This window comes from Streptomyces sp. NPDC050704 (assembly GCF_040654355.1).
Taxonomy (GTDB): domain Bacteria; phylum Actinomycetota; class Actinomycetes; order Streptomycetales; family Streptomycetaceae; genus Streptomyces.
The window spans coordinates 1-22052 of sequence record NZ_JBFAHW010000153.1 but is presented as its reverse complement, the minus strand read 5'-3'; the positions used below and the strand labels follow the sequence as shown (position 1 = coordinate 22052).

General features: G+C 69.3%; 24 protein-coding genes. 7 read left to right on the top strand and 17 right to left on the bottom strand.

Annotated features, from left to right (window positions below; translation table 11 throughout):
* Positions 1-143 (top strand): TetR-like C-terminal domain-containing protein (locus AB0I18_RS46595; RefSeq protein ID WP_363111904.1); only part of this gene is annotated, 143 nt, incomplete at its 5' end.
* 281 nt (positions 144-424) lie between these two features.
* Here AB0I18_RS46595 and AB0I18_RS46590 read toward each other — a convergent pair.
* The 7 genes from AB0I18_RS46590 to AB0I18_RS46560 all read right to left on the bottom strand — a co-directional run bounded on the left by AB0I18_RS46590 (position 425) and on the right by AB0I18_RS46560 (position 7465).
* Positions 425-1168 carry an FCD domain-containing protein gene (locus tag AB0I18_RS46590; protein ID WP_363111900.1) on the bottom strand — a complete coding sequence of 248 codons (744 nt, stop codon included), beginning with the start codon at positions 1166-1168 and terminating at the stop codon, positions 425-427.
* Positions 1169-1294: 126 nt separating this feature from the next.
* Positions 1295-1900 (bottom strand): hypothetical protein, encoded by a 606-nt coding sequence (locus tag AB0I18_RS46585; protein ID WP_363111899.1) that lies wholly within the window; start codon positions 1898-1900, stop codon positions 1295-1297.
* A gap of 29 nt (positions 1901-1929) precedes the next feature.
* Positions 1930-2214, bottom strand: a complete 285-nt coding sequence (locus AB0I18_RS46580) for a hypothetical protein (RefSeq protein WP_363111898.1) — start codon at positions 2212-2214, stop codon at positions 1930-1932.
* Between the two features lie 869 nt (positions 2215-3083).
* Positions 3084-4025, bottom strand: a complete 942-nt coding sequence (locus AB0I18_RS46575) for a carbohydrate ABC transporter permease (protein WP_363111897.1) — start codon at positions 4023-4025, stop codon at positions 3084-3086.
* Between the two features lie 4 nt (positions 4026-4029).
* The gene (locus tag AB0I18_RS46570) at positions 4030-4959 is read right to left on the bottom strand and encodes a sugar ABC transporter permease (protein WP_363111896.1); all 930 of its coding nucleotides are present in this window, start codon (positions 4957-4959) and stop codon (positions 4030-4032) included.
* Between the two features lie 5 nt (positions 4960-4964).
* The gene (locus AB0I18_RS46565) at positions 4965-6341 is read right to left on the bottom strand and encodes an extracellular solute-binding protein (protein WP_363111895.1); all 1377 of its coding nucleotides are present in this window, start codon (positions 6339-6341) and stop codon (positions 4965-4967) included.
* A gap of 35 nt (positions 6342-6376) precedes the next feature.
* Positions 6377-7465: an enolase C-terminal domain-like protein gene (locus AB0I18_RS46560; protein WP_363111903.1), complete on the bottom strand. Its 1089-nt coding sequence runs from the start codon at positions 7463-7465 to the stop codon at positions 6377-6379.
* Between the two features lie 289 nt (positions 7466-7754).
* Here AB0I18_RS46560 and AB0I18_RS46555 point away from each other — a divergent pair, with 289 nt between their 5' ends.
* From AB0I18_RS46555 to AB0I18_RS46535, 5 genes are all read left to right on the top strand, one after another.
* Entirely contained in the window at positions 7755-8663 is a 909-nt protein-coding gene (locus AB0I18_RS46555) for an amidohydrolase family protein (protein ID WP_363111894.1), read from the top strand.
* Positions 8660-9508: a fumarylacetoacetate hydrolase family protein gene (locus AB0I18_RS46550; protein WP_363111893.1), complete on the top strand. Its 849-nt coding sequence runs from the start codon at positions 8660-8662 to the stop codon at positions 9506-9508. The genes AB0I18_RS46555 and AB0I18_RS46550 overlap by 4 nt, the downstream gene beginning before the upstream one ends.
* Before the next feature lie 144 nt (positions 9509-9652).
* Positions 9653-10573 carry a 5-dehydro-4-deoxyglucarate dehydratase gene (locus AB0I18_RS46545; RefSeq protein ID WP_363111902.1) on the top strand — a complete coding sequence of 307 codons (921 nt, stop codon included), beginning with the start codon at positions 9653-9655 and terminating at the stop codon, positions 10571-10573.
* Positions 10570-11829 (top strand): glucarate dehydratase family protein, encoded by a 1260-nt coding sequence (locus AB0I18_RS46540; protein WP_363111892.1) that lies wholly within the window; start codon positions 10570-10572, stop codon positions 11827-11829. The genes AB0I18_RS46545 and AB0I18_RS46540 overlap by 4 nt, the downstream gene beginning before the upstream one ends.
* 245 nt (positions 11830-12074) lie before the next feature.
* Positions 12075-12362 carry a transposase gene (locus tag AB0I18_RS46535; protein WP_363111901.1) on the top strand — a complete coding sequence of 96 codons (288 nt, stop codon included), beginning with the start codon at positions 12075-12077 and terminating at the stop codon, positions 12360-12362.
* A 154-nt stretch (positions 12363-12516) separates the two neighbouring features.
* Here AB0I18_RS46535 and AB0I18_RS46530 read toward each other — a convergent pair whose 3' ends face one another.
* From AB0I18_RS46530 to AB0I18_RS46485, 10 genes are read right to left on the bottom strand one after another with little or no spacing between them, the layout of a single operon-like run.
* Positions 12517-13287 (bottom strand): sulfite exporter TauE/SafE family protein, encoded by a 771-nt coding sequence (locus AB0I18_RS46530; RefSeq protein ID WP_363111891.1) that lies wholly within the window; start codon positions 13285-13287, stop codon positions 12517-12519.
* A complete protein-coding gene (locus AB0I18_RS46525; RefSeq protein WP_363111890.1) occupies positions 13284-14951 on the bottom strand; it encodes a rhodanese-like domain-containing protein in 1668 nt (555 codons plus the stop codon). The genes AB0I18_RS46530 and AB0I18_RS46525 overlap by 4 nt, the downstream gene beginning before the upstream one ends.
* Positions 14948-15823, bottom strand: a complete 876-nt coding sequence (locus tag AB0I18_RS46520) for an ABC transporter permease (RefSeq protein ID WP_363111889.1) — start codon at positions 15821-15823, stop codon at positions 14948-14950. The genes AB0I18_RS46525 and AB0I18_RS46520 overlap by 4 nt, the downstream gene beginning before the upstream one ends.
* Positions 15820-17007 carry an ABC transporter substrate-binding protein gene (locus AB0I18_RS46515; protein WP_363111888.1) on the bottom strand — a complete coding sequence of 396 codons (1188 nt, stop codon included), beginning with the start codon at positions 17005-17007 and terminating at the stop codon, positions 15820-15822. Before AB0I18_RS46515 ends, AB0I18_RS46520 begins: the two co-directional genes overlap by 4 nt.
* The gene (locus AB0I18_RS46510) at positions 17000-17764 is read right to left on the bottom strand and encodes an ABC transporter ATP-binding protein (protein ID WP_363111887.1); all 765 of its coding nucleotides are present in this window, start codon (positions 17762-17764) and stop codon (positions 17000-17002) included. Before AB0I18_RS46510 ends, AB0I18_RS46515 begins: the two co-directional genes overlap by 8 nt.
* Entirely contained in the window at positions 17761-18576 is an 816-nt protein-coding gene (locus AB0I18_RS46505; protein WP_363111886.1) for a flavin reductase, read from the bottom strand. Before AB0I18_RS46505 ends, AB0I18_RS46510 begins: the two co-directional genes overlap by 4 nt.
* On the bottom strand, positions 18573-19250 hold the full coding sequence (locus AB0I18_RS46500) for an RNA polymerase sigma factor (RefSeq protein WP_363111885.1): 678 nt from the start codon (positions 19248-19250) through the stop codon (positions 18573-18575). The genes AB0I18_RS46505 and AB0I18_RS46500 overlap by 4 nt, the downstream gene beginning before the upstream one ends.
* Entirely contained in the window at positions 19238-20332 is a 1095-nt protein-coding gene (locus AB0I18_RS46495) for an acyl-CoA dehydrogenase family protein (protein WP_363111884.1), read from the bottom strand. Before AB0I18_RS46495 ends, AB0I18_RS46500 begins: the two co-directional genes overlap by 13 nt.
* Before the next feature lie 52 nt (positions 20333-20384).
* A complete protein-coding gene (gene cynS / locus AB0I18_RS46490) occupies positions 20385-20837 on the bottom strand; it encodes a cyanase (RefSeq protein WP_363111883.1) in 453 nt (150 codons plus the stop codon).
* Positions 20838-20845: 8 nt separating this feature from the next.
* A complete protein-coding gene (locus AB0I18_RS46485) occupies positions 20846-21388 on the bottom strand; it encodes an OsmC family protein (RefSeq protein ID WP_363111882.1) in 543 nt (180 codons plus the stop codon).
* A gap of 422 nt (positions 21389-21810) precedes the next feature.
* Between AB0I18_RS46485 and AB0I18_RS46480 the strand changes: the two genes are divergently transcribed.
* On the top strand, positions 21811-22052 hold a 242-nt coding region (locus AB0I18_RS46480), incomplete at its 3' end, for a nuclear transport factor 2 family protein (RefSeq protein ID WP_363111881.1).

Here is a 22052-nt window from a genome sequence, read left to right as displayed (position 1 = left end):
ACGGCGTGCGCCCGGAGCTGTTCACCGAGACGTTCTGGGCGTCCCTGCACGGACTGGCCACCCTGACCCGAGCGGGACGGCTCCCGCCGCAGGACACCGAGCGCAGGACCGAGCTGCTGGTGGACCGGCTCGCCACGCTCTGACACACCGTCCCGGACGGCACACGGCCGGGGCCCTCGGGCCCCGCTGCCTGCCCGCGGCATCACTGCCGGTCACTCGCGCCCACACGGCCCAGCCACAGACCACCGGCCCCGTACCCCCGACGGGGCACCCGGCCCGGAAGCCGCGGTGCTCATTGATCACGACTCGGTACGCGCCCTAGTCGTAGCGCCAGTCGGCCGGACGGCGACCAGGTCGGTCGTCGCGGTGCAGTTGCTCATGCGGGAACTCGCCCGGCCGCGTCGGTGACCGGTTCACGCGTAGGTCACCGGGTATCGGAGCCGAAGACCCGGCGGCCGATTTCCTCCTGGTAGCCCCGGCGGGTGCGGTCAACGTGGGCGGCGGCGGCGGCGCCTGCGGCGGCGGCGTCGCCGCGGCGGATGGCGTTGAAGATCTCGGTGTGTTCCTCGAGCGCCCGCTCGACCGGGCCGCCGCTGTAGCCACCGAAGGCCACGGCGACGACCTCGCGCTGCAAGGTGCTCGCGGCGTCGGCGGCGTCGAGCAGGAAGGGATTGCGGGAGGCGCGGTTGACCGAGGAGTGGAAGAGCGCGTCGCAGCGGGCCAGCTTGGGGTAGTCGCGGGTCGGGACGTTCTCCGCGTACTCCGCCAGAGCCTTCTCGATCGTCATCAGCTCCGCGGGTGCAGCCCTGGTCGCGGCCAGCTCCGCGGCCGCCTTCTCCTGCACGGCGCGGAACTCGAAGAGCATCATGATGTCCTCGACGTTCGTCGGCTTGAAATGGCCGCGCAGCCCGGGGGAGAACATCTGCGACTCGGCGACGAAGATGCCCCGGCCGCGCTGGGTGCTGATCCGGCCGACGGCGGCGAGCGTCTTCACCGCGTCGCGGGCGATGCTGCGGCTGACCCCTAGCAGGGCGGCGAACTCGGCCTCGGTCGGCAGGCGGTCGCCTGGCCGGAGCCCGTTCTGCTCGATGTGCTCGATGATGCGTTCGGCCGCGACCGAGTACCCGGGTCGGTACGACTCGTCGTCCCGGAGTTCCTGTTCCGTCATGCTGGCGCCCCCATGGCTCTACCCGCGTCCCGCACTTCGGGACCATCATATGAGTATGGCTTATTGCTCGGGTGGAGTTGTCTCATTGTTGCATGCGCTGTAGCACAGCTCGCCGGCGAGCCGAGGTCACGGCTTGAACTTGCCTGTGACCGTGAACTCCTGCGCTGCGGCGATTCCACCGGCGTTGCCGTTTTTCACGTAGAGCCGGATCTTCGTGGTCGCCATGGTTGACGCCGGTGTGTAAACGACCTGGCCGGAGGTACTGATGGCCTGGTACGGCATGACGTCGACCCACGCGTTCTGCGAACTGCTCCAGCGCTGGACCTTCCACGCCGTGGCCATGCAGGTGCCGCCGTTGTCATTCTGGAACCGGACCGTCAGGTTCTCGTAGTCGTGCGGGAAGTCGTACTGAACCCATCCCTCGCTCCCGGTCGCGGCGACCTCGTCGGTCTCCGTGACGCCGTCCCGGAGCTTGTCCGGGTTCGCGGGGAATCCGGACGTCCCGGCGACCGTGGCGTAGTCGGCGAGGTTCTGGCTCGGCACGGCGGTTTCCAGGTTCGCGTACGCCCCTGGAGGCCCGCTCCTGAAGTTCGCGTAGTTGCCGCTGACCGTGGCGTAGTTGCGCGCCGCGTAGACCGACTTTGGCGCCCGGACGGCCGTGGCGGCGCTGAACACCCCGCCATCGGCGACGTTGTCGTCCCACCGGATCTGGTAGGACTGGTTGTCGTTCATGCAGGCCAGGCGGGTTGTCACCTTGGTGACTAGTTGTGGTGGATGTTCGCGCCCGGGACGGCGCCGAACGAGTAGATCGCCCCGTTGTCGTACATCCCCCACATCTTTTTGTCGCCCGCGTTGAGCACCTTGTTGTAACTGATCGTCGTGTTGCCGATGCCGTCGACGCCCTCGTAGACGTTGAATTCGTCGCCCATGCGCTGACGGATGCCCATGTGGGCCGTGCCGTGGACCAGGTTGTGGGTGACATTCGAGTTGTAGGTGTTCATCAGACTGATGCCGGTGGCTCCGGTCACCGTCAGCAGCTTCTCCACCACCGGGACGGTAGTCACCGACGTCCGACTCGTCCACGCAGGCTGCGGGTTCAAGGGGGACTATTTCCCGGTCGCCGGCGTCACCGCGGTTGCTGTAGTTCTTCCAGCTCGCTGCGGGACAGACGACACCGTCCTTGGCGAAGGGCGTGCCCGGGTCGTCGAAAGACGCCGTGCCCGCGATCGCCTTGCTCGTGGCGAGCCGTGCGCGCACGCCGTCGACGTACAGCTGGCGGAAGTATGGCGCGTACCCGGCCGAGGTCGATGCGTTCGCGCTCCAGTACGGCTTGCCCTCGACCTTCGTCCAGCCCCTCACCGCCTTACCGCCGTCGATGACCGGGGTCTCACCCGGGTAGGCGGTGTAGACGACCCGGTGTCCATTGGTCCCCGAGTCGGCGTTGCCGGAGGGTGAATGTGTCCGTCAGCGAATAGCGGCCGCCGCCCAGGCAGATGCCCAGATCGGCGCTCATACCGGCGTTCGGACTGCCGGAGCGGATCCACTCCCGCACGCCGCTGAGGGTCCTCCAGGGCGCGGTGAGCGTATCCGCCGCCGCGTCGCTCCCGGTCGGCGAGACGTGGTACGAGCACGTGACGGCGGCGCCGACTGCCGGTCCGATCACCACGCGGCCATCGTGGCGGCGACCATCGCCAGCACCAAGGTCAACGATCTGATGCGCATGTATTGCTCCCTTCACTGTGGTCCAGAGACAAGACGTGATCCGCTACGGCTGGCAAGGCCGCCGTAAGCGAGCGAAATCGCAGAACGAACCGGGTTAATGCTGGGAGATAAATCATTACCATGTGAACGACTTGCGCCAAACGTGACGGCCCGTGTTGGCCTGACGTCGGGCTCAAGGTGGAGACTGCGTCCGTCAGCCTTTGGTCGCTCCGGCGGTCATGCCCTCGACCAAGGAGCGCTGGGCGAACAGGAACACCACCAGCACAGGCACGCTCGTGACCAGCGCGGCGAGCGCTATCTCGGGGCGCAGGATGTGCGAGACGCCGGTGGCGGAGTTGAACAGCGGCGAGGTCATCAGCAGATTGCTCAGGCCGACCTGCGCCGGATACTGACCGCTGGACGGCAGCATGACGTACGGCAGGAAGAACTGGTTCCAGCTGTGCACGAAGTTCAGGAACGCCACCAGCGCGATCACCGGCTTGGCCAGGGGGAGTCCGATGTGGACGAACGCCTGCCATTCGTTGGCGCCGTCGATTCGCGCGGCGTCGAGCAGATTGTCCGGGACGGTCGCCGCGTAGTACGTGTAGGCCAGATACGTGCCGAACGGATAGAGGGCGAACGGCAGGATCACCGACCACGCGCTTCCGTCGAGCCCGAACGCGTCCATCTCCAGGTAGAGCGGGAGCACCAGAGTCGCCGACGGCATGAGCATGACCAAAAGAGTGGCCGTCAGCAACGCCTTGCGCAGACGGAACTTGGTCATGGCCAGCGCATAACCGGCCGGGATGCAGGTGATCACCGCGATGGCCATGCCCGCGAACGAGTACCAGGCGGAGTTACCGATCCACGTGATGATCGCGCCGGACTGGAACTCCATCACGTGATCCCAGGTGGCCGCCAGGTCCGAGAACGACCCGAATGCCAGCGGTGCGCCGACGACGATGTCGTGGTCGGTGCGGGTCGGGGCCAGCAGGAGCCACAGGATCGGCACCACGAAGAAGCACAGGAAGAAGCCGATCACGATCACCCAGGCGATCTTCGGCCACACGGACACGACGTTCGGCGGTGCGCCCCCGCGAGCCGCGCCCGGGCGACGGCGGATGGACGGCTTCGGTGAGTCGAGTGTCGTGGTCACGGTGTCAGTCCTTGTCGAACAGGCGGGCCTTGAACACCACGAGCGCGGCGCACCCGAGGCTGATCACCAGCAGGTAGACCGAGATCGCGGCGGCCCCGTTGACGTCGGCGGCGGCGAACGCGAACTGGTAGGCGAGCTGGTTGGGCGACCAGGAGTCGGAGACCTGCCCGCCGCTGGCGGTGGACACCAGCTGCGGCTCGACGAACAGCTGCGTTCCCGCCGCGAAGGCGAGGATGAGCATGTACGCGATCCACCGGCTCAGCATGGGGATCTGGATGCGCAGGGCGGTCTGCCAGCCATTGGCACCGTCGATCTTCGCTTGCTCGATGACCTCGTTCGGGATGCCGTTGAGCGCCCCGTACATGATCACGATCCAGGAGCCCGCCCCGGTCCAGAACGCGATCACCATGAAGATCGGCGGCAGATTGTCCGGGGCGATGACCTCATTGAAGGTCTCCCATCCGAAGAGCTCAAAGAGCGGGCCGATCGGGCTGGCGACGGGATCGAGCAGGATGAGCCAGAGCAGCACGCTCGCGGCGCCGGCGAAGGCGCCGGGAAGGTAGTAGAGGAACCGCACCACCCGTGCCGTGCGGCGCATGCGGTTGTGGAGCAGCAGCGCGAGCGCGATCACGAGCACCATCAGCGTCACCAGCCACTCCACGAGGAAGATGGCGACGTTGCCGAACGCGGAGAGGAAACGGTAGTCCTCGAAGACCCGGACGAAGTTGCCCAGGCCCACCAGCTGACCCTTGTGATTGGTCACCGACATCCAAAGGGCGTAGCCCAGGGGGACGATGCCGAAGAGCACCAGGAGGACGGCGTAACCCCCGACGAACCCGTAGGCCGCCTTGCTGCCGTGGTCTGCCCGCGACCGTCCGGGATTACGGCCGACCGGTGACCGTCCGGGGCGGCGATGTTCTGTTGCGCTTGCCATCGCTGTCAGTCCTCGACCTGGTAGCCGAGGGACTTGGCCCGGTTGATGATCTCGGTTTCCCACTTGTCGAGCTGCGAGGTGATCGTCTCGCCCTCGGTGACGGCCGGGATGACGACCTCGCCGTAGATCTTCTCCTGGGAGAAGGCGGTGGACTGCTTCCACCCGGTCCAGATGCTGTCCGCCGCCGCCTTCAGCGCCGGGGCGATGTCTCCCGCGAAGTAGCCCGAGCTCTGCTGCGCGGTCAGCCACCCCTCGGCGGCGGGCTTGTACGCGGGGTAGGTGTCCGCGCTCGCGGTGTACGCGGGGTCCTGGGTCACCCACTGGACGAAGTCGGTTGCCAGCTTGAGGTTCTTGCTGTGCGAGGACACGAACCACATGCCGCCGCCGCCGGCACCGGTGTAGATCTTGTCGTCGTCGGCGAACTTCAGCGGCTTGGCCGCGGCGATCTGGCCATCAGGGATCTTGTAGGTGTTCTGGAAGAGCACCTTCCCGAACCACGAGGAGCCCGGCATCATCAGCACCTTGCTCGCCTGGTCCTTGACGAAGCCGGTATCGAACTTGTTCACCTTGCCCAGCGCGCCGGCGGCCGTCAGGTCGTCGAGCATCGTCGCCATGCGGGTGCACTTCGGGTCGTGCATGTCGACCGTGAGCTTCTTGTCGTCCGTCACCGAGCTCATCGGGCAACGGCTGCCCCAGAAGTAGGTGTTGACCGAGCCCGCGCTGCCGATCTCACCGACGAGGTAGCCGGGGTGCTCCTTGGCGACCTTCAGGCCCAGTTCGGACCACTCCTCCCAGGTGGTGGGGACGGCGTAGCCGAACTTGTCCATCAGTTTCTTGTTGTACCAGAGCATGTTCTGCGCCAAGTCGTTGCGCAGGCAGTAGACCTTGCCGTTGACCGTGCACAGGTCGTGTGCCCCGGCCGCGTACTTGTCCAGCGTCCCCTTGGGGAGCAGGTCGCTGATGGGCGCGGCGTAGGGCGTCTTGCCGGTGGTCGCCCAGCTCGGGTCCTGGATGCCGGGCCAGGCCACGTCCGGCCAGCCCTTGCCGGTGCGGTCGAACAGCTTGATCTTGGTCTGCAGGTCGGTCGAGCCGCCCGCGCCGCCGCTGTAGGTGACCACCTCGATCTTGGCGTCGGGGTGGGCCTTCTTGTAGGCGTCGACGGCGGGCTGGCGTGTGGCGTCCACCCACACCACGATGCCGCTGTTCTCGTCCTGGGCGACCGGCGAGAACGCCGCGCCCGGCTTCTTCGTCGCGGACTCCGGAGTCGCGTCCGCGCAGCCCGCCGCCAACAGCGCGGCCACGCCGAGCAGCACGGCGAGGGTCGTCCGACCACGGACGCGCTTGCCGTATCTCCGCCCGGACGTGGACTCGGTGGGTGTCATCTCATGCTCCTTGCTGGTCGTCCTGCCGACGACTGTCAGACAGCGTGTACGAATTCCTGCAGTTCAGCTGGGTAGTCCGGGCCGGGCGTCAGGCCGATCCCGGGGTCGGTGGGAGCACTCACGAGGCCGCTGCCATCGATGCCCCACTCCCGGCGCACCGGGCTGCTCGTCACCAGAGACTCGTAGTACGTGGTGTTGGGGATGGCCATGCACAGGTGGCGGTTCGCCATCGTGTTGCCGTGCGCCTCGGCGCGGATCCGGAAGGCGTCGGCGAGGTGGGCGATCCGCATGGCGCCCGTGATACCGCCGCGCAGCCCAGCGCTGGTCCGCAGGTAGGTCGCGCATCCGGAGGCGAGGTAGTCGGCGGCGCTCATGTGCGCGCCGGGGACGGTCTCGGCCACGTTCAGCGGTACGTCGACCCGCTCGGCCAGCCACTTGTAAGAGGTGATGCTGTACTCCCGGATCGGCTCCTCATACCAGAGGTATCCGGCCTCGCTGAGGGCACGGCCGACGTACAGCGCGTCGGGCAGGTCGAAGCCCGCCGAACCGTCGAACATCAGCGGCACGTCGGGGCCGACGTGCTCGCGCAGCGCCAACGACAGTTTGGCGTCGGCGACCGGGTCGCCCCAGGCGTGCAGCTTGATGGCCGGGTAGCCGAGTTCGAGGCACTGGTCGGCGACGTCGAGGTACTCCTCGACGCTGGTGAAGGTGACTGTGGAGGCGTAGGCCGGGATCGCGGTGCGGTAGCCGCCGAGCAGCTGCCACACCGGGACACCGGCGGCGCGGCCGGCGAGGTCCCACAGAGCGGTGTCGACCACTCCGAGGAGGTGGATCGGTAGGTACTCGGTGCGGTCGATGTTCCACAGCCGCTCCCACAGCCACTCGCGGCGCGTGGCGTCCTGACCGATCAGTTCGTCCCGCAGCACCCGGTCCACCAGGCCGTGCAGCACAGCGCCGGACCCCGGCTTGGCTGCGGAGGCGACTCCGCAAACGCCGTCGTCAGTTCGGATCCGGAGAATACCGACCTCGCCGCCGCCGGAACCGCGCAGGCCCTCGCGCCAGCGGTAGGGGGGGTCCGGGGCCGGTACCGAGACGGTGAACGCCTCGACGTCCTTGATGAGCAAACCGAGCACCTGCCGATCATCAACTGGGTCCATAGATGATCATCCATGGGAAATGAACCAGAAACATTGCGGGGCAGGAGCGCACAGTAGCCCGTGACCAAGCGCACATCAAGGGTGTTCACTCGGGTAACTGAAGACGTTCTCGCCGCCGCTTTCGGGTGGGCGCTTGCCTCTTGACGTGGACCTTCTAGCCGCTACGGTGAGCCTGCCATGACGAGGCAGTCTGGTGAGGCTTCGCCTTAAGGCGTTCCACTTCTCCGAAATGAAACATACGCATCTGAGGTGCTAGGTGGCTGAGTATTCCGCCCAGATCACGGTGAACGGCCCGGCCCAGCTGGACCGGGTGCCCGGGACGCCTGTGGTCGACACCCACATCCATCTGTGGGACCGGGGCCGGCATGGGTACCCGTGGCTCGATCGGTGGACACAGTTCGGCGACCTCGTTGACGCCGCACTGCTCACCTGCACCGCCGTCGGCCTTGCGGGGGCCGTGTTCATCGAGGCGGCCGTGCGTCCAGAAGACGCGCGCGCGGAGCTGGCGTGGCTCGCCGACCAGGCGGCCTTGTGCCCGTTCCCGGTGCGTATCGTCGCCCAGCAGCTGCCGGCCTCGCCCAGCTGGTGGACGGACGCGCCGGGTGGGCAGCTGGTGGCGGGCGTGCGCCGCGTCATGCATCTGGCCGAGCCGGGAACGATCGCGGCGGCGGAGTTCGTGGACGAGGCGCGCGGGGCGGGCGAGGCGGGCGTCATCGTCGACCTCACTGTCCGGCACGAGCAACTAGACGAGGTCGAGTTCCTGGTGCGGCGGGCACCTGGCACTCGGTTCGTGCTCGACCACTTGGGCAAGCCCGCGCCGCAGGACGGCGGCTTCGCCGAGTGGGCCTCGGCCGTCGCGCGGATCGCGGCGCACACCAACGTCGTGTGCAAGCTGTCGTCGATCGCGGTGCAACCCGGCAACCCGCCGTTCCGGCCGGAGCAGGCGGTCGACTACGTCGCACACGCGCTCGCCGAGTTCGGTGCCGACCGCTGCGCCTACGGCACCGACTGGCCCGTACTCACCCACGCCACGTCGTTCGGGACCTGGCTCGACGTCGTCTGCGCCGCGCTGGATGGTGCGACCGCGAGCGAACGCGAGGCGGTCTTCGCCGGGACCGCGCGCCAGACCTACGGATTCATCACGTGGACGGAAGGCACGTCATGAAGTTCATCCAGGTGGGACCAGCCGGGTGCGAGCGACCGGTACTGGTCGCCGAGAACGGCCGCGCCTACGACCTGCGCCCGTTGACATCGGCTGTCGACGGGCCCTTCCTCGAGAGTGACGGCATCGAGCGGGCCAGGACGGTGTTCGCGGACGGACTGCTGCCGGAGATCGACATCGTCGATGAGCGCATCGGTGCTCCCATCGCACGGCCGGGCAAGATCGTGTGCATCGGCCTGAACTACCGCGACCACGCGGCCGAGACCGGGGCCGAGGTGCCGACCCGGCCCGTCGTCTTCCTGAAGGCTCCCTATACGGTCGTCGGGCCCGAAGACGAGGTCTTGGTGCCTCGTGGCTCGACCAAGACCGACTACGAGGTCGAACTCGCAGTGATCGTGGGCAAGCACGCCCGCTATCTGGGCTCCCCCACCGACGCGGTCGAGGTGATCGCAGGCTACGCGGTCAGCCACGACGTGTCCGAGCGGGAGTTCCAGCTGGAGTTCTCGGCGCAGTGGGATCTCGGCAAGTCCTGCGAGACGTTCAACCCGCTGGGCCCCTGGATGGTGCCCGCAGACGGCGTTGACCCGGCGGAGCTGGTGCTGTGGCTGTCGGTCAACGGGGAGGAACGCCAGCGCAGCAGCACCCAGAAGATGATCTTCGACCCCGCCTACCTGGTCTGGTATCTGAGCCAGTACATGATGTTGGAGCCGGGTGACCTCATCAACACGGGCACCCCGGCCGGTGTCGCACTCGGCCGGACGGGCACTCCGCATCTGCGGGCGGGGGACGTGGTGGAGCTGGGCATCCGCGGACTGGGCACGCAGCGGCAGAAGGTGGGGCAGGCGTGAGCGGCGATTTCACCGGCCTGGTCGCGCTGGTCACTGGCGGCAACAGCTCCGCTCGGAGCATCTGCTGCCGGACCACGTTCCAGTACCGATCTATGCAGAGTTTCCGTTGAACACGACTCGGAGGATGATCTGATGCGCCGGACCATGGAACTGGACGGTGTCCTGTTCTTCCCCGTCACCCCATTCGACGCGGACGGGGCGGTCTCGGTCGACGCCCTTGCCAAGCATGTCGAGCGCGGCGTGGCGGCGGGCCCTGGTGGGGTCTTCATCGCCTGCGGAACCGGTGAGTTCCACGCGCTCGACATCGACGAGTACCGCACCGCCGTGCGCACCGCGGTCACCGTCACCGCGGGTCGCGTGCCGGTGATCGCGGGCACCGGCGGCGCGCTGCCACTGGCCCGGAGGTTCGCAGCCATCGCCGAGGAGGAAGCCGCCGACGGCCTGCTGCTGCTCCCCCCTTACCTCGTGCAGGCGCCCCCTGCGGGCCTGGTCGAGTACACCCGCGCGGTCGCGGCGGCGACGACGCTCCCATTGATCGTCTACGGCCGCGGCAACGCCAGGTACGACGTGGCGAGCGCGGTCGAGGTGGCACGCATCCCCGGCGTGGTGGGCTTCAAGGACGGCGTCGGCGACCTCGACCTGCTGGCCCGTATCGTGCTTGCCGTACGCGAGGACCAGACGGGCGAGCCGTTCCAGTTCTTCAACGGCCTGCCCACCGCCGAGGCGACGGTTGCGGCGTACCGAGCGATCGGGGTCCGGTTGTACTCGTCGGCGGTGTTCTGCTTCGCCCCCGAGGTCGCGCTGGCGTACTACGCCGCACTGAACGCCGGCGACGCCGAGCGCGTGGACCGATTCCTGACCACCTTCTTCCACCCCCTTGTTGCGCTGCGCGACAAGGTTCCCGGCTATGCGGTGTCCCTGGTGAAGGCTGCGGTGAGGCTGCGCGGGCTGGATGTGGGCGGAGTACGCCCGCCGCTGGTGGACCCGGCGCCAGAGCACCTGGTCGATCTGGAGCGGATCCTCGCCGCCGGGCTGGCGCTCACCGAGGAGGTCCCGGCCGCATGAGCACGATCACCGGTGTCACGCTCACCCCGGTCGCGTTCGCAGACCCGGCTCTCCTCAACGCCGTCGGCGTGCACGAGCCGTATGCGATCCGCACGATCGTCGAGGTACACACCTCCGACGGCGTGACCGGCCTGGGTGAGACCTACGCCGACGACGGCCACCTGGTCCGCCTGCGCGCGGTCGCCGACGCGATCACAGGCCGCAGCGTGTTCGCGCTCAACGAGCTGTTCGCGGTCGCGACGCGGACGCTGTCGAACCAGACCGGCGCGGACGGGCACGGCCTGACCGGGATGATCACCGAGTCGGGAACCGCGGACCGGGTCTTCTCGCCGTTCGAGGTGGCCTGCCTGGACGCGCAGGGCAAGCTGCTCGGGGTGCCGGTGTCCGACCTGCTGGGCGGTGCGGTGCGGGACAAAGTCCCGTTCAGCGCGTACCTGTTCTACAAATGGGACCGCCACCCCGGCATGGAGCCGGATGAGTGGGGCGCCGCGCTCGACCCGGCCGGAATCGTCGCTCAGGCCCGCAAGATGGTCGACGAATACGGGTTCACCGCGATCAAGCTCAAGGGCGGGGTGTTCCCACCCGAGGAGGAGATCGCCGCGATCACGGCGCTACGCGCCGAGTTCCCCGACCTACCGCTGCGTCTGGATCCCAACGCCGCGTGGACCCCGAAGACCTCGGTCACGGTCGGCACAGAACTCGCCGACGTGCTGGAGTACCTGGAGGACCCGACCCCCGGCATCCCGGGCATGGCCGAGGTGGCCCGTGCGGTGCCGATGCCGTTGGCGACGAACATGTGCGTGGTGTCCTTCGACCATGTCCAGCCCGCCGTCGCCGCCGGTGCGGTCGGGGTGATCCTCTCCGACCACCACTACTGGGGTGGGCTGCGCCGCTCGCACCTGCTCGCCGGGATCTGCGACACCTTCGGCATGGGCCTGTCGATGCACTCCAACTCCCACCTCGGCGTCAGCCTCGCCGCCATGGTGCACCTGGGTGCCGCCACCCCGAACCTGACTTACGCGAGTGACACGCACTGGCCGTGGAAGTCCGAAGAGGTCATCCAGCCTGGAGTGCTGTCCTTCGTGGAGGGTGCGGTCGCGGTGCCCACCGGACCGGGCCTGGGGGTGGAGCTGGATCGCGATGAACTCGCCCGGCTGCATGAGCAGTACCTCACGTGCGGTATCCGCGCCCGCGACGACACCGGGTACATGAAGCGCGTCGACCCCACCTACAAGCTGCGGAAGCCACGATGGTGACGTTGGGGTATCGCCGCCGGTCCGACGTTCGGAGATCGCTTGAATTATGACTGAACATGCACAAGCTGGCCCGAGTGATCCCACCGGCGGTCATTGGGGGCGCGTCGAACTCGTGAACACTGCCACCTGAGCAATGAGATCGTTTCATCTTGAACTCGCAGGTCGCGGTACTGGCGTGAGCCCGTGATGCGGTCGGGCGTTTTCCCTTGAGTGTGGACACCCTGATCATTGGATCGTGATGATCCATAGGACAGGAGTTCCCGTTGGGGACGTCGAAGTACTCGGCTGAGTTCCGGGCCGATGCCGTCGCGCTGTATCACTCGAGCCCGGGTGGGACGTACGCGTCGGTGGCCAAGGACCTGGGCGTCAACCACGAGACGCTCCGCAAGCGGTGGAACGGGGCCAGCGAGGCCCGCCTCGCGGTCTTCCGCTGGGCGACCCGCTACAACACCCGCCGCCGGCACTCCCGCCTCGGCCAGATCAGCCCAATCGCCTTCGAGCAACGATCAACTACGTTGGCCACCGCCGCATGACAACCGGTGTCCACGATCACGGGGAAGGCCCCGTCCTTCGCGCGGGCGCGTTCCCGCTCCGACGCACCCCAGTCGAACTCCGCCAGGTCGAACCCGACGGCACCGCGCCCCATGACGTTCTGGTCCTGCAGGGTTCGCACGGACAGAGAGCGGGTCAGGCGGCCGCCACGCGGACGAGTACGAAGCCCGCGACCGCCAGTAAGAAGACCGAGAACGCGCGTCGCAGTGGCTTGGCCGGGAGCCGGCAGCCCATCGGCGCGGCCACGGCGGCGCCGAGGAGAGCGCACGCCGTGAAACTGCCCGCCAGCAGCGGGTCGAGATCCGCGTGGCCGAGCCAGGACACCAGCCCGCTGAACGAGTTCAGCACGATGATGACCAGCGATGTGCCCGCGGCCGTCGCGATCGGCAGCCCGAGCATCACCGTGAGCGCGGGAACGATGAGGAACCCGCCGCCCACGCCGAACAGCCCGGTCAGAAAACCGACCAGCGCGCCGATGGCCACCGCGCGTGGCAGACACCGGCGCAGCTCCGTCCCTCCGTCCGGCGCGGCGCAACCGGTACGGCGCGCCGGACGGTCGAGGAACATCCGCACCCCGGTGACGACGAGCAGGATGCCGAATCCGGCGAGCACCAGGCGCGGTTCGAGCCGGCGGTTCACCAGGGCGCCGCCGTACGTCGCCGCCGCACCGGTCACCGCGAAGATGCCCGCGATCCGCCAGTGGACGTGTCCGGCGCGGATCCGGCTCACGGCCGCGACGGCCGCTGAACAGCCCACCACCAGCAGCGACATCGGCACCGCCGCTGTCGTCGGCAGCCCCGCGACGAAAACCAGGACCGGCAGAGCCAGGATCGAGCCGCCGCCTCCCAGCAATCCGAGCGCGCCGCCGACGAGCAGCGCGAGCACGAGCGTGGCCATCAGCGTCATGGCGCTGCTTCACCACCCGGTGATCCGGAGTCCAGCCAGGCGCGCAGATTGCCGTCGACGAGAACGACGTCGTACCCGTGTGCTGCGAGCAGGGACGCCGCCACCGTCGCCCGGTAGCCCGAGGCGCAGTGCACCCAAATCTGCCGGTCCGGCGGCAGTTCGCCGCGGCGCGCCAGGAGTTCGTGCAGCGGGATGGGGACCGAGCCGTGGACCACCCCGTCGGTGTGTTCCGCGAGCCGGCGTACGTCGAGCACGAGCACGTCGGTCCGCTCCCGGGCCCGCGCCAGTTCCTCGTACGACGTGCGCGGCAACGACGCCAGTGCCGTTTTCCCGGCGAGCGCCTCGATGGGGCCGCTGGCCGCACCGGCCGGCTCGTCGACGCCGATCCGTACCAACTCGCGCTGTGCCTCGGCCACCTGCTCGACCGTCTCGCCGATGAGCGTGAGCGGCATGCCCTCCGGCAGCAGCCAGCCGAGGTTTGTGAGGAAGCTCGCGGACAGCTCGAAGCTGAAGGAGCCGGGCAGATGCCCGCGTGCGTACGCCGTGCGGTCCCGCAGGTCGACCACCCACTCTCCGGCGTCGATCCGGGCGCGCAACTCCTGCGGCGCGGCCGTTTCGGGCGGGGTCAGGTCCACGGGTGAGGGGCCCGCCCGGTTGACCGGGGCCATGCGGGCGTACCAGGCCGGGACATCGGACAGCCCGGCGAGCAACTGCGAGACGTAGGCATCCTCGTCGAGCAGCAGCGCGGGGTTGCGCTCGCGCTCCCGCCCGATGGTCGAGTCCTCGCCGTCGGCCGGGGTGGCCGCGCAGAAGGAGCCGAACCCGTGCGTGGGCAGTACCCGGGTCGTGGCCGCCACCTCCGTGGCCAGTCGGCGGACCGAGGCGTGCTGGGACCGGGCGAGCGGCTCGGTGTGCTCCGAACCCAGCAGGTCGGTGCGCCCGGTGGTGCCGTACAGCATGGAACCGCCGGTGAACACCGCCACCTCGTCATCGGCGGTGTCGGTCAGCAGGTAGCTCACGTGGTGGTGGGTGTGCCCCGGCGTCGCCACCACCCGCATGCGCATGCTGCCGACGTCGACCACCTCGCCGTCGACCACACCGAGCCGCCCGAAGCTCACTTTCTCGGCCGCCGGCAGGACGTACGTCGCCGCCAGCGACCGCGCGAGCTCCAGCCCCCCGGTCACATAGTCGTTGTGGACATGGGTCTCGAACACATGGCTGAGGCGGACGCCCGCACGGTCGAGCAGCCTTCGTATCCGGTCGGTGTCGCGCTGGGGGTCCACGACCAGTGCGCGGTGGCCGTCGTGGGCGAGGTAGCTCCGGTTGCCAAGGCCCGGCGTCTCGATGATCTCGACGGTCAGGGGACGTACGGCCTCGGGCCGCTCCAGTGGACGGCCGTCGCGCTGCCACCGCACGATGCCGCCGGTGAGGGTGCGGGCGTCGTACCCTCTGCCGCCGAGCCAGGAGCTGATGCGGTCGGCGCGGCGACCGGATCGGCAGATCACCAGGACCGGGCGGCCGGGGTCGAGTTCACCGAGCCGGTCGGGGATCTCGTCCATGGGGATGTGCCGTGATCCGGGGATGTGTCCGGTGTTCCACTCGTGGATCTCGCGGACGTCGAGGAGTTGGAGGTCGGTGCGGGCGCCGGCCTGGTCCGGGGTCACCGGGCTGCTGCCCTGCGCTCACGGCGGGGCTGCAGCAGCCACCGTGCCTGGGCGTCGATGGCGTATCCGATGAGGCCGATGATGAGGATGAGTGCGGTGATGTCGCTGTAGGCGAGCTGATCCTTGGCGTTGAGGATCGCGTACCCGAGTCCGGAGGTGACGCCGAGCATCTCGGCGGGTACGAGCACGACCCAGCTGATGCCGATCGCCATCCGGATGCCCGACAGCAGGTAGGGCTGTGCGGAGGGCCACGTCACCGAGCGGACGACCTCCCACCGGCCGGCGCCCAGGCCACGGGCCACGCGCAGGTGATCGGGGTCGATCCGGCGTACGCCGTCGGCCGTGCTCATCAGGATCGGCCAGACCGCGGTCGCCGCGACCAGCGCGATCACCGGGCTGTCGCCGACGCCGAAGAGGCTGATCGCCACCGGTGCCCAGGACAGTGGCGAGATCATGCGCAGGAACATCAGTACCGGCCGGGTGCCGCGCTCCACGATCCGCCGCGATCCGATCGCGGCGCCGGAGAGGACGCCGGCGACCGCGGCCAGGGCCAGGCCGGCCGTCAGCCGCCACAGGCTGCTGGTCGCGTCGTCGAACACGGACCCGTCGCGCCCCAGCGCGACCAGGGCGTCCCAGGTCGGCGCGGGCGCGAAGTCGCGCAGCATGGAGCCGGTCGCGGCGAGCACCTCGGTGACGAACCACCACAGCAGCAGCGCCGTGGCGACTCCGATCACCGGCGCCAGGGTGTCCACGGCGGTGCCCGCACGGGCACGGGTACGACGGTCACGGCCGCTGCGCGGGCCCGGGGGCGCGGTACCGGCGCTGACGTCTTCGGCGGTTTCGGCGGGTTCCTCGGTGACGAGCGAGGTCATGGTTCGATCAGCTCCTTGCGGTTACGAACCAGCGGGATACCGACGGAGCTCAGGGCCTGGGTGACGAAACGGTCGTCGACGAGCTCCCGGTGCGCGGCGGCACCGGTCAGGCCGGACAGGAACGAGGTGTCGCCGTCGACCGTCGTCCGGCCCATCAGCTCCACGAGCGAGGCGGTGTAACTGGCCGCCGGGAACGCGGAGAAGCCGAGCCGCTGGCCCTGCCACGGCGGGTGCCGCAGCACATCGCGGTACGCGGCGGCGGTGCGGTTGAAGACCTTGTCGATGGCCTTGACCGGCTGTGGGAGATAACCGGTCGGCCCCAGCGTCCGAGCGCCGCCTGTGCGGTGTGCGGAGAGCCACTGCTGGGCCCGGACGACGGAGGCGACCAGCGCGGTCGCGGCCTCGGGGTGCGCGGTGGCGAGGTCCTCGCGGACCGTGACGGCGCAGCAGGCGTGGTCCTTCCACACGTCGCCGAGGAATCGGAGCACATGGCCGGCCCCGCTCGCCTCGGCCATCGCGGAGAACGGGTCGGCGACGACGAAGCCCGCGATCGAACCGGTCTGCAACGCGGGCACCATGTCGGCCGGTGACATCACCAGCAGCTGAACGGTGCCGGCCGCCGCGGACGCCGTGCCGGTGACCGCCTTCAGACCGGCGGCGTCGAGCATCCGCTGGAGCAGGACGTTGTGCACCGACCACCAGAACGGGATCGCCACTTTCGCACCGGCCAGCTGAGCGACGTCGGTGATCCGCGGCGCGACGGTGAGCGCGGATCCGTTGGTGTGTCCCCAGGCGACCACCTTGATCGGCGCCTTCTTGGCGATCCGCAGTTGCAGCGCCATCGGCATCAGCATGTGGACGACGTCCACCTGACCGGTCGTCAGCGCCTGGGCCAGGCTGTCCCAGGAGCGGAACAGCACGGGGCGTTCGGCGTCGACGCCGGCGTCGGCCAGCAGGCCGCGCTCGTACGCGACGAGCAGGGCACCGGCGTCGGTGATGGGCAGGTATCCGATGCGCAGCGGCCGGTCCAGGAGGCCGCCGTGGGCCGCGGCGGAGGGGGCGAAGGAGCGGACCGCGCCCGTACCGGCCAGTCCGGCGAGTGTGGCCCCGGTCAGTACCCGGCCCCCGAGCCGCAGTGCGCCCCGGCGCGAGTACGGGCGGGAGGGCCGTGGGCTCTCAGACATGGTCCGGCTCCTTCGCCGCGGTGTGGTAGGCCGCCTGGATCTCGTCGCGCAGTTCCGCCCGCCGGGCGGAGCTGCGCGACGGGTCGTCCTGCGAATCGGGCTGGTGGGTCCAGCGGTCCGCGATACGACCGCCGGTGCCCAGCAGCACGATCTCGTCGGCGAGCACGAGCGCCTCGTCGATGTCGTGGGTGACCATGACCGTGGTCCAGCCTCGCTCCGTCACCTGCCGGCGCAGCCAGGTCTGCAGCTCGGCGCGGGTGAGCGGATCGAGCGCGGAGAACGGCTCGTCGAGGAGCAGTACGTCCGGCGCGATGGCCAACGCCCTGGCGAGCGCGACCCGTTGGGCCTGGCCGCCGGAGATCTCCTCGGCGTAGCTGTCCGCCACGGCGGTCAGTCCCAGGAGCTCCAGCAACTCGTCGACGAGTGCCGGGGGGACGTCCTTGTTGGCGGCGTACGTCTGGCCGAGTCCGGCGTTCTCACGCACCGTCAGCCAGGGGAACAGCAGCGGCGCCTGGTGGACGGTGCCCTTCTTGAGGTCGTGCCCGCCGGAGTCGATCTCCCCTTCGCTCGGTGCCAGGTCGCCCGTGAGGACGTGCAGCAGCGTGGATTTGCCGGCACCCGACTGGCCGAGCAGGGCCAGCACCCGGCCGTAGTTGATGGACAGGGAGATGCCGTCGAGCACCCGCTTGTCGCCGCGGCGCACGGACACGTCGATCAGTTGCGCCACCAGTTGGCCGGTGCGGAGTCTCGGCGTCATGGTGTGCCGTCCTTCCGGCCCGCCCGCCGGTCACCGGCCGACGGCGGTACCACGGTCGGCGTCCAGTCGTGCAGGGCGCCCGCCTGGTAGAGCAGCGGGGTGTGGGACGACCGGTGCAGGGCGTGCACCCGGGCGAGGACGATGACGTGGTCGCCGCCGTCGTAGATCCGCACGATATGGGTGGACAGCCAGGCGGCGGTCTCCTCGATGAGGGGGACGCCGTGCGGCCCGGTCCGGTGGCTCACGGTGGCGAAGCGGTCCTCCACCGGGGAGGCGAACGTCTTCGCCACCTGCGCCTGGCCGCGGGACAACACGTTCACACCCATCGGGGAACCGACGCGGAAGGCCGGCAGGCAGCTCGCCGTCCGCGCGACGCAGACCAGGATCAGCGGCGGGTCGAGGGAGACGCTGGTGAACGAGCTCACCGTCATCCCGACCGGCTCCCCGGCCGGAGCCGTGGTGATCACGGTGACCCCGCTGGGGAAGGCGCCGGCCACGGCCTTGAGCGCCTGCGGCGCGATGACCTCCTCGGGCTGCCAGTGCCCCACCGCGTCCTCGTCGACGAGTGTGAAGCGCGGCCGGGAGTCGATTCTGTCGAGCAGTTCCCTGACCCGCGGGTCATCGTTCGGCAGCGTCTCGGTGTCCATGCCGCGCAGGAGACGGCGTACGTCCTGGAGTTGTTCCAGGTAGACCTCGCAGGGCGGGCAGTCCTTCAGGTGCTGCACCACCTCGGCCTGCCAGGTCTCCTCGTCGGCGTCGAGCAGGTCGTCGACCATGCCGATGAACTCGCGGCAGTCGAGTACGGTCGTCACGGCCGGATTCCCTTCTTGTCCTGGTAGCACTCCAGTGCGCCGCGGAGCTTCACACGGCCGCGGTGGAGGAGCGCACGCTGGTTGGTGTCGTCGAGGTCGAGCAGTTCGCGGGTCTCGGCCGCCGACAGCCCCTCGACGTCGCGCAGCAGCACGACCAGGCGCTGGTTGCGCGGTAGTTGGGCCAGTGCGTCGGAGACCACGCCCATCAGCTCGGCGAACATCGCCGACTCCTCGGGCAGGAAGCGGCTGGTCGGCGGTACGGACCAGTGGTGGGCCTTCGGATGGCCCTCCGGGTGCATGCGCTCCGCGAACAGGTCCGTCTCCTCGAATCCGGCGCTCTCCCGCTGGGCACGGCGCAGCTCGCGCTCGGCGAGCTTGAGTGCCTTGTTGCGCAGCACTCCGAACAGCCAGGTGCGGAACCGTGACCGCCCCTGGAAGGTGTCGACCCGGTTGAGAACTGCGATCCAGGTTTCCTGGACGACGTCCTCGGCCAGGGTCCGGTCACCGGGTATCAGCGAGTCGGCGAAGCGCAGCATCGCCGGGTAGTGGGCGGAGATGAGCGCCGCGACGGCGTCGGGGTCGCTGCCTCTGAGCACCGCCGCCTCCGGGCAGTACGACCGTGGATCCTCCCGGGGCGTCTCGCCCCGCGGCACCTCGGCGCTCAGGGCCGGCACTGGGCGAGCTCCCATTTCAGCTGGGCCTCGGAGGGGGACTGCACCGGGATGAAGAACGACTCCCTGAAGCGCCGCGAGGCGCCGGAGGTGCGGGCATAGCCGCGCCCGCCGGCGGTCTTCGCCTCCAGGGTCGCCGCCTCCGTGGCGACCTCGGCCGCCGCGAGCCGCATGGACAGCATCTCCATGCGGGTGGCCGGGTTACCCGATCCGACGCGACGCGCGACGTCACGCATCGCGGTGCGCGCTACGGACAGGCGCCCGGTGGCCCGGTCGACATCCCCGGCGAACACCGTGTTCACCCCGGTCAGGCTGGCCCTGGCGTTGTCGAGGCAGGTGCCTGCCAGGCCGACGCACAGTGCGGTCTGCAGGGTGAGGAAGGTGCCCCGCACGGAGGTGAGGAAGCCTTCGAAGTCCCGGGTCAGCACCTGCTCGTGCGGCACCTTCACGTCGTTCAGGTTGAGGTAGGACGACGCGGTACTGCCCAGCGCGAGCAGCGGGAACGGACGGCCGACGCTGATCCCCTCGCTGTCGAGCGGCAGCGCGACGACGATCCGGTCGCCGGCGTCGGTGCGGGCCGCGGTGACCAGCACCGCGTCGTCGTACAGGTTGGACGCCCAGCGGATCGGCCCCGACAGCTCGTAGCCGTCCCCGGTGGCGGTCGCCGTGATCTCCAGCGATCCGCAGCCCGCCAGCTCCCGGAAGGCCGAAGCCATCCCGGTCACGCCGGGCACGGTGCCGGTGCGGAGCCGTTCCGCCTGGGCGAGGGCGTACGGCGTACCGGATATGAGCAGGTACTCCAGGCACATCCGGTGCGCCCACGTCGTGAACGCGGAGCTCACACAGCGGGCGGCCAGGGCGCCGATCACCTCGGCCATGGCCGGCAGCCCGCCGCCGGCGTTGCCGGGAGCACCCAGGTCCGTGGCACCGGCCTGCGCCAGCCACGTCAGCACCTGCCGGGCCTGGCCGGCCTCGTCGGCGTCCAGCCGGTCGGCTCCCTCGAAGACGCGGGCCAGGAGGGCCTCGAAGGCCACTTGGTCGAGGTCGGCGACGCTGCCGACGGGGAATGCGTGCACGGTGGTCATCTGTCCTCCAGATGGTCGGGGAGCGGTCCGGTACGCCGGCTCTGCCTCGGCGCTACCAGCGGTAGTCGAGGAACTTGCCGTCGAAGGTCACCACCACCCGGTCGCCGTCGGGGTGGGCGCGACGCCGCAGGTCGACCTTGAAGTTGATCGCCGACATGATTCCGTCGCCGAACTCCTCGTGGATGAGCTCCTTCAACGCCGGGCCGTAGACCGACAGCGCCTCGAAGAAGCGGTAGACCGTCGGATCGTTCATCAGCTCCGGGTCGATGCCGCGTGCGGGCTGGAGCTCCAGCGACTCGACGACGTCGTCCCCGAGCCCGAGCAGAGCGGCGACGGCCGCCGCGTCCTCGGCTGTCATGGGGTGCTGGCCCAGTAGCGCCGCCGTCGTCCACACGACCGGCTTGTCGATCTCGGCGGCGATCGCCGACCAGGTCAGGCCCCGGCGGATCCGGGCGGCGGTCACCAGGGCCGCGGCCTCGGACTTGGGCAGGATCGGAGTGCTCATGGCGGGCCTCAGCCGAGGGTGAGGGTCGAGGAGATCTCGACGTTGCTCGTGAACGTGTTGACCACCGGCGACCACCGCATGGCGTTGTCCTTGATCTCGCCGAGGACCTCGTCGTCGGCGTCGCCGGCGAGCGTGACGGAGCAGCGCACGGCGGAGAAGCCGAGGGTCTTGCCCTCCGGGGTGTCGCCGACGCCCCAGACGGCGGAGATGTCGATGTCGCCCTCCATGGCGACCTCGATCCTGCTCAGGGTCACGCCGCGCTGGGTGGCGTTGGCGAGCAGGCCGACGGAGACGCAGGAGCCGAGGGCCGCGAGCGCCATCTCGGAGGGGTTGGGCGCGGCGTCGTCACCGAGCAGGTGGCAGGGCTCCGAGACCAGCACCGGCTCCAGGGTGCGGATCTGCGTGAGGTTGCGGAAGCCGCCCTCGCAGGTGGTCACGGCCTTGAGCGTCTTGCGGCCGGTGCTCGGATCCGCCTTGGCGCTGCTGGCGAGTGCTTCCAGGCCGTCGGCGTCGATGCTCTCAAGGCCACTGGTCGGCACGGTCTGAGTCATGGCTTCGGATCCCTCTCTTCGTGGTCCGCTCGCCTGCCGGTGGCGGCCGACGGCGGCTTTCACGAGGTGAGTTCCGGTGGAGGCGCCAACCGTGACACCGGGCAGCCGGAAAACGCCGTCCGAGAGGGGGTATTTACATCCCGCTAACAGCGGGGCCGTGCACGTCGGGGCCGTGTAACCTCCGGGCAACATCGAGGCGATGTGTGATGTGTGTCACGTCGGCCCATTGGTCACGTTGAGGTGCCTGGTTACCAGTGGTGAGTATGGCGGTGCAGCAGGACGAACCCTCCGAAGGAGATGGGGCCGCCGAAACCTGACCAGGCGTCGTCGATCCCTCCCGAGTCGCGCACGTCGCACCTCGCGTCCACGCTGTAACAGTGAGTCGTACTGCCTCCCATGCCGGAGGCCTAAGGAGTGTTGTCATGACCAGCAAGAACGTCGACATCGCGCGTGAGTACTTCGAGTCGATCCAGAAGGGTGACCTGGCCAAGGTCGGGGAGCTCCTGGCCGAGGAAATCGTCTGGCACCAGCCGGGCGGCAACCGGTTCTCCGGTGAGCACCAGGGCCGTGACGCGGTCTTCGCGATGCTCGGCGGGATGATGGAGGCCAGTCAGGGCTCCTTCGCCATCGACGCGGTCCACGCCCTGATGGGCAACGGCGACAT

Coding starts and splice junctions, on each gene's coding strand:
- AB0I18_RS46530 (WP_363111891.1), bottom strand. CDS start 13,287: ATGACGCTGATGGCCACGCTCGTGCTCGCGCTGCTCGTCGGCGGCGCG.
- AB0I18_RS46550 (WP_363111893.1), top strand. CDS start 8,660: ATGAAGTTCATCCAGGTGGGACCAGCCGGGTGCGAGCGACCGGTACTG.
- cynS (WP_363111883.1), bottom strand. CDS start 20,837: ATGAGCACTCCGATCCTGCCCAAGTCCGAGGCCGCGGCCCTGGTGACC.
- AB0I18_RS46585 (WP_363111899.1), bottom strand. CDS start 1,900: ATGAACGACAACCAGTCCTACCAGATCCGGTGGGACGACAACGTCGCC.
- AB0I18_RS46515 (WP_363111888.1), bottom strand. CDS start 17,007: ATGTCTGAGAGCCCACGGCCCTCCCGCCCGTACTCGCGCCGGGGCGCA.
- AB0I18_RS46570 (WP_363111896.1), bottom strand. CDS start 4,959: ATGGCAAGCGCAACAGAACATCGCCGCCCCGGACGGTCACCGGTCGGC.
- AB0I18_RS46565 (WP_363111895.1), bottom strand. CDS start 6,341: ATGACACCCACCGAGTCCACGTCCGGGCGGAGATACGGCAAGCGCGTC.
- AB0I18_RS46510 (WP_363111887.1), bottom strand. CDS start 17,764: ATGACGCCGAGACTCCGCACCGGCCAACTGGTGGCGCAACTGATCGAC.
- AB0I18_RS46495 (WP_363111884.1), bottom strand. CDS start 20,332: ATGACCACCGTGCACGCATTCCCCGTCGGCAGCGTCGCCGACCTCGAC.
- AB0I18_RS46520 (WP_363111889.1), bottom strand. CDS start 15,823: ATGACCTCGCTCGTCACCGAGGAACCCGCCGAAACCGCCGAAGACGTC.
- AB0I18_RS46485 (WP_363111882.1), bottom strand. CDS start 21,388: ATGACTCAGACCGTGCCGACCAGTGGCCTTGAGAGCATCGACGCCGAC.
- AB0I18_RS46590 (WP_363111900.1), bottom strand. CDS start 1,168: ATGACGGAACAGGAACTCCGGGACGACGAGTCGTACCGACCCGGGTAC.
- AB0I18_RS46545 (WP_363111902.1), top strand. CDS start 9,653: ATGGAACTGGACGGTGTCCTGTTCTTCCCCGTCACCCCATTCGACGCG.
- AB0I18_RS46540 (WP_363111892.1), top strand. CDS start 10,570: ATGAGCACGATCACCGGTGTCACGCTCACCCCGGTCGCGTTCGCAGAC.